Origin of the sequence: Olivibacter sp. 47 (genome assembly GCF_030372825.1) — a bacterium.
Classification (GTDB): Bacteria; Bacteroidota; Bacteroidia; order Sphingobacteriales; family Sphingobacteriaceae; genus Olivibacter; species Olivibacter oleidegradans.
The window spans coordinates 2115590-2122512 of the sequence record NZ_JAUCNR010000001.1 but is presented as its reverse complement, the minus strand read 5'-3'; the positions used below and the strand labels follow the sequence as shown (position 1 = coordinate 2122512).

The 6923-nt window shown below is 48.8% G+C and carries 2 protein-coding genes and 2 rRNA genes; 2 read left to right on the top strand and 2 right to left on the bottom strand.

From position 1 onward, the window contains the following. Nucleotides 1-13: 13 nt before the first annotated feature. Both rrf and QT327_RS09125 read right to left on the bottom strand, forming a co-directional pair. Nucleotides 14-125: ribosomal RNA gene (gene rrf, locus QT327_RS09130) — 5S ribosomal RNA — on the bottom strand. 142 nt (nt 126-267) lie between these two features. After that, nucleotides 268-3144, bottom strand: a 23S ribosomal RNA gene (locus tag QT327_RS09125). A gap of 226 nt (nt 3145-3370) precedes the next feature. Between QT327_RS09125 and QT327_RS09120 the strand changes: the two genes are divergently transcribed. Further along, nucleotides 3371-5356 carry a SusC/RagA family TonB-linked outer membrane protein gene (locus QT327_RS09120; RefSeq protein WP_289554417.1) on the top strand — a complete coding sequence of 662 codons (1986 nt, stop codon included), beginning with the start codon at nt 3371-3373 and terminating at the stop codon, nt 5354-5356. 10 nt (nt 5357-5366) lie between these two features. Next, nucleotides 5367-6923: a RagB/SusD family nutrient uptake outer membrane protein gene (locus QT327_RS09115; protein ID WP_149105523.1), complete on the top strand. Its 1557-nt coding sequence runs from the start codon at nt 5367-5369 to the stop codon at nt 6921-6923.

Here is a 6923-nt window from a genome sequence, read left to right as displayed (position 1 = left end):
GGCCTTCTGTAAAGATCGGCACCGACCTACTCTCCCACATGTTACTGCAGTACCATCGGCTCTGGCGGGCTTAACTTCTCTGTTCGGGATGGGAAGAGGTGGACACCGCCGATATAGGCACCTGAATATCTTATCTGAGTTTTACGTTTTAAGTTATTCGTTTTAAGTTCCCATAACCTGCAACTTATAACCTATAACCTACAACTTATAACCCGGTCGACATATATAACGGAAGAAAAAAAACAGGAAGACAACAGCCTGCTGCGCTTGAGAAAGCTTCGGGCTATTAGTACGGCTCGGCTGTGGTATCTCTACCTTTACACCTGCCGCCTATCGACGTGGTAGTCTCCCACGGCCCTGTAAGGAAGTCTCATCTCGTGGCTAGTTTCGCACTTAGATGCTTTCAGCGCTTATCTATTCCCGGCATAGCTACTCTGCCGTACACCTGGCGGCATAACAGATTCACCAGCGGCCGGTCCAACCCGGTCCTCTCGTACTAAGGTCAGCCCCACTCAGACTTCCTGCGCCCACAACAGATAGGGACCGAACTGTCTCGCGACGTTCTGAACCCAGCTCGCGTGCCACTTTAATCGGCGAACAGCCGAACCCTTGGGACCTTCTCCAGCCCCAGGATGTGACGAGCCGACATCGAGGTGCCAAACCTCCCCGTCGATATGAGCTCTTGGGGGAGATCAGCCTGTTATCCCCAGAGTACCTTTTATCCTTTGAGCGATGGCCCTTCCATGCAGAACCACCGGATCACTATGTCCGTCTTTCGACCCTGTCCGACTTGTATGTCTCACAGTCAAGCAAGCTTTTGCCATTGCACTCCGCGTACGGTTACCAAGCGTACTGAGCTTACCTTTGAAAGCCTCCGTTACCTTTTTGGAGGCGACCACCCCAGTCAAACTACCCACCAAACAATGTCCCCCCCGGAGGGGGGTTAGGAACCGGATACAGAAAGGGCGGTATTTCAAGGACGATTCCGCGGATCCTGGCGAACCCGCTTCAATATCTCCCGCCTATCCTACACATCCTGCACCCAGTCCCAATGTTAAGCTATAGTGAAGGTTCATGGGGTCTTTCCGTCCCGTTGCGGGTAACCGGCGTCTTCACCGGTACCACAATTTCACCGAGCTCATGGCCGAGACAGCGCCCAGATCGTTACACCATTCGTGCAGGTCGGAACTTACCCGACAAGGAATTTCGCTACCTTAGGACCGTTATAGTTACGGCCGCCGTTTACCGGGGCTTCGATTCAATGCTTCACCCGAAGGTTGACATCCCCTCTTAACCTTCCGGCACCGGGCAGGTGTCAGGCCTTATACGTCATCTTTCGATTTGGCAAAGCCATATGTTTTTGTTAAACAGTCGCCTGGGCCTTTTCACTGCGGCTTCTCCGTCGCCGGAGGAAGCGCCCCTTCTCCCGAAGTTACAGGGCCATTTTGCCGAGTTCCTTAGCCATGATTCACTCGAGCACCTTGGGATTCTCTCCCCGACCACCTGTGTCGGTTTGCGGTACGGGTCTTATATGCCTGAAGCTTAGCGGCTTTTCTCGGGAGTATGGTTACCCGCGCTATCGGCGCCCCCGGAGGTTTGCCGTACTTTCGGCCTTCGGCACTCGACCCGGATTTGCCTGGGTCACGTTTACCTACGGCCTTCAACGCACTATTCCGTCAGTGCGCGGCGGTGTCACTCCTCCGTCCCCGCTTCGCAGCATACAAGAGTACGGGAATCTTTACCCGTTGGCCATCCGCTGCCCCTTTCGGGTTCGCGTTAGGTCCCGACTTACCCTGATCCGATTAGCGTTGATCAGGAAACCTTGGTCTTTCGGTGGGCGGGTTTCTCGCCCGCCTTATCGTTACTTATGCCTACATTTGCTTTTCCGGAACGTCCACGGATACTCACGTAACCGCTTCTCCCGCGCCGGAATGCTCCCCTACCGATATTTCTATCCCACGGCTTCGGTGGTACACTTAATGCCCGTTTATTATCCACGCCCGGCCGCTCGACTAGTGAGCTGTTACGCACTCTTTAAATGAATGGCTGCTTCCAAGCCAACATCCTAGCTGTCTGGGCAACCGGACCTCGTTAGTTCAACTTAGCGTACACTCGGGGACCTTAGCCGGTGGTCTGGGTTCTTTCCCTCTCGGCGCAGGACCTTAGCACCCTGCGCCTCACTGCGGACCATATCTCCCGGTATTCGGAGTTCGTCTGGATTTGGTAGGATGTGACTCCCCCGCACCCAATCGGTAGCTCTACCTCCGGAAGACTCAATGTCCACGCTGTTCCTAAAAACATTTCGGGGAGTACGAGCTATTTCCCAGTTTGATTGGCCTTTCACCCCTACCCACAGGTCATCCGGAAACTTTTCAACGTTTATCGGTTCGGTCCTCCAGTACGTGTTACCGCACCTTCAACCTGCCCATGGGTAGATCACAAGGTTTCGCGTCTACCTCCACTGACTGTACGCCCTGTTCAGACTCGCTTTCGCTTCGGCTGCGCGGCTTAACCGCTTAACCTCGCCAGTGAAGTGTAACTCGTAGGCTCATTATGCAAAAGGCACGCCGTCACCCCATAAAGGGCTCCGACAGTTTGTAAGCACACGGTTTCAGGTTCTCTTTCACTCCCCTGTTCGGGGTTCTTTTCACCTTTCCCTCACGGTACTGGTCCACTATCGGTCTCTCGGTAGTATTTAGCCTTGGCGGATGGTGCCGCCGGATTCCCACAGGGCGTCTCCGACCCCGCGGTACTCAGGAACTCACTAGGCCGGTCCTCATTGCGTGTACGCAGCTCTCATGCTCTACGGCGGGCCTTCCCAGACCCTTCCACTTCTTCCGACCGTGCCACATTGTGGTCCTACAACCCCGCATATGCCGTAACATATCCGGTTTGGGCTCTTTCCCTTTCGCTCGCCACTACTCAGGAAATCATTATTATTTTCTTTTCCTGCGCCTACTTAGATGTTTCAGTTCGGCGCGTTCGCGTTGTTAAACGGCATGTCTTCAACATGCCGGGTTTCCCCATTCGGAAATCGCCGGATCAGGTCTCATTTGCAGATCCCCGGCGCTTATCGCAGCTTATCACGTCCTTCATCGCCTCCGAGAGCCTAGGCATCCCCCGTGTGCCCTTTCTTACTTTCTTCTCCCCGTACCCTTTTGCCGTACGGGGATGCTTTTGTGTCACGTCCCTTCCCCGTAGGAAAGAAACGTCTCTGCTGTTGTCTTCTCTTGTGTTTTTTCTTCCGATATGTCAAAGAACTTTTTTTTCAGATTAAAAAGTCAAAATCAAAAAGTAAAAACGACCGGCGTACCGCGTTTTTGAATTTTGAATTTTTACTTTTGAATTTGAAAAGCGTGGAGAATAACGGATTCGAACCGTTGACAGTCAATCCAAGCAACGTTTTGATGTACCTGCCGGCAATCGTACCCCCATCGTGAACATGATCCGTATGCAACCGTACCTACCGGTGTATAATCCTCACAATCTCGGCGGCTTCATGGGCCCCCAAAACAGCTTCGATGCATCCGATCCGATCAATCCCGTAGAAATAGCCAATCTGGTTGAAAACATCAACAATACCACTCGTATCCTGGGAACGGCTTATATAAGATTGACGCTCACACCTTGGTTGAAATTTACGTCTACTTATGGCGTGGATCATTCTAACATTGCCATACAAAATTACACCCCTATACATAACGACGGAGGTACCTCCATTGTCAATATCGCTACGATTGAAAATCAACGACAATTATATACTACGCATCTTTTCACTCAACAGCTGAGTTTCGACAAATCTTTCAATAACCATAACCTAGGTGCTACTCTTGTTTACGAAAGCCAAGGACAACGTTATCGCAACGAAACAGCCAGCGGCAACCAAAGCACCAATCTCGTCAAAACACTTAACGGAGCTACCAATGTTACGGCAAATAGTTTATACGAAACCAATTTGATCCGCTCTATGTTGGCCCGCGTAACTTACGACTATGATGGAAGATACCTATTCACCGCTTCCATCCGACGGGATGGACTATCTGTTTTCGCTCCCGGCAACAAATATGAAAACTTCCCGGCCGTTTCCGCCGGCTGGAAGGTAGATCGCGAATCCTTCATGGAGAACACACCTTGGATTTCCGAATTTAAAGTGCGCGGAGGTTATGGTATCACCGGCATCAACGGCGTCTTACTCGGCAATTACCCTTACTTACAACCTATTCAACGCAATCAGGCTACTTATCCGTTCAATGGAACCATTGTAAATGGCAATGGATCATTCTATAACGGTTTGAGTAATCCGGATTTAGCTTGGGAAAAAACAAAACAAACCAATATTGGCTTAGATTTAGGTTTCTTAGACAACAAAATCACCTTAGTAGCCGAGTATTTTAAACGGAAAACGGACAACCTGATTCTGACCGTGCCCACCCCCACTAGCTTTGGTTTTAACGGTACAGGCACCTTAGCAAATGTAGCGGCCATGCAAAATCAAGGATTTGAATTTCAATTGGGATACCATAAAACCAGCGGTGATTTCACCTGGAATATAACCGGCTTAATGAGCATCATCCGTAATAAAGTTCTACGGCTAAATAGCGAAAATGCGTCGATCACAGCAGGTGGGGATGCCGACTTTGGAGGGGGTGGTCCGCTTACCAATACCGTTGTTGGCCAGCCTGTCCAATCATTTTACGGATATATTGTAGACGGTATCTTTCAAAACGAAGCAGAAATTGAAGCACATGCCAGGCAGAATGGGGCGGCACCTGGCGACCTGAAGTTCAGAGATTTAGACGGCAATGGCGTTATCAATGATGGAGACCGAACCTTTATTGGCAGCTTTATGCCTAAATTCAGTTATTCATTGAATTTTTCGGCCAACTATAAACAATTTGATCTTGCCTTATTTTTTCAAGGTGTACAAGGCAACGACATTTTTAATGCCGCCCGCATTATTCGTGAAGGTATGCCGCGACTTTTCAACGCAGATCAATCGGTCTTGAACGCTTGGACTCCGCAAAACACCAACACTTCCATTCCGCGTGCCGTAAACGGAGATCCTAATCAAAACGTACGGCCTTCTACCCGCTGGATTGAAGATGGATCTTATTTGCGATTAAAGAATATTATGCTTGGTTACACTGCACCTGAACAATGGATAAAAGGACTCGGTTGGACAAGCATCAGCCAACTTCGTTTTTACGTATCCGCCCAAAACCTGTTCACGATAACAGACTATACCGGCTTGGATCCGGAAATCGGTTCCAAAAACGGTACGCTGACCAACGGTGTCGACTATGGACAATATCCAAGTCCGCGCTCATTTCAATTAGGCATTCAGGCATCATTTTAATTATAATCCGATGAAGACGAAAAAACGAATCATACAATTCCTTGCAATTTCAATAGGGTTCAGTTTATATGCGTGTAAAAAAGACGCATTGAACACTAACAATGAAAATGTGGTATCAACCGATCAATACTTTAAAACAGCCGGCGAGTTGCAAGCAGGCACCAATGCGATCTATGCCACCGTAAGAGGTATCAATTTGGTTGCCCGCGAATGGTATTTTCTTCATGATCTACGTAGTGATGACGTTGCTGCCGGCGGCAGTCAACTTGAAGTTCCCAGAGCGCAGATACTAAACGGAAACGTCGACCCCACCAATAGTGTGATGAATGCTGTTTGGAATGGACTTTATACCGTTATTCATCGAGCCAATACCGTTATTGAAAACGGACCTAATGTAAGCGATGATCCGACATTGCGCGATCGCTGTTTAGCAGAAGCTAAATTTTTACGCGCCTGGGCCTATTTTGAACTAGTATCGAAGTGGGGGGCTGTGCCCATGTACACCGAAACCGTTAAGTCGCCTTCTGATTATCAACCACGAGCGGAAGCTGGCGCCGTGTATCAATTTATCGTGCAAGACCTACAAGAGGCTGCGAATATATTACCAGGTAAATCCGGTACAGAAAACGGCAGAATAACCCATGCAGCAGCCAATGCCTTACTCGGACGCGTGCTGATGCAACAGGGCGACTATACCGGTGCTAAAGAAGCTCTTCTCAAAATTCCAACTGCCGGTGCAGATGGTTATCGTTTAACCGATCGTTATCTAGATAATTTTGAAGAGGAAACGGAATTTAACAGTGAATCGATTTTCGAAATTGTTTATGTCGATAAAGGCGACAATGATTTTAATTGGAGTACTGATGACACACCAAATGCGGCTCAATCAACCATACGGAATCAAGAGTATAACCCCGTTGCGTGGCGCAACTTAATTCCTTCGAACAAGCTGTTAAATGAATTTGAAAATGCGGAAACTGGTGCCGAAAAAACGGATCCGCGATTCTCTTACAGCTTCTATCAAACAGGTGATCGATATAATAACGGAGCCGATATACTTACCGATGCCGATCAAAACAACAATTCGTCCATTGTAAACGGCGTCCGGAAAAAGGTTAGCTTTCGAAAGTTCATGATTATCTACAAGGAAAGTAAAAGCAGAGCTAGTTATCATCCGGGCGGCAATAACCAGCGAATTATTCGCTACGCCGAAGTATTGATCAATTTAGCAGAATGCGAAGCAGAACTGGGCAACTTGACTGCAGCAGTGAGCTATTTAAATCAAGTGCGCGCCAGAGCAAGTGTTGCAATGCCTCCCTACCCTACCGCTCAATTCCCGGTCGCTACCAAGGAGGATGTAATCAAAGCCATTATACACGAAAAGTCCGTTGAATTATCAAACGAATCGTTACGCAATATCGATATCTTACGTTGGCGGCCAAAGGGATACTTTAGTGTCGAGCCCATCACTTATTTCCGTCCAGGCAGAGATGAGTTATTGCCCATCCCTCAAGCCGAGCTTGACAACAACCCACAAATCAGTGGAAATCAAAACCCAGGTTACTAA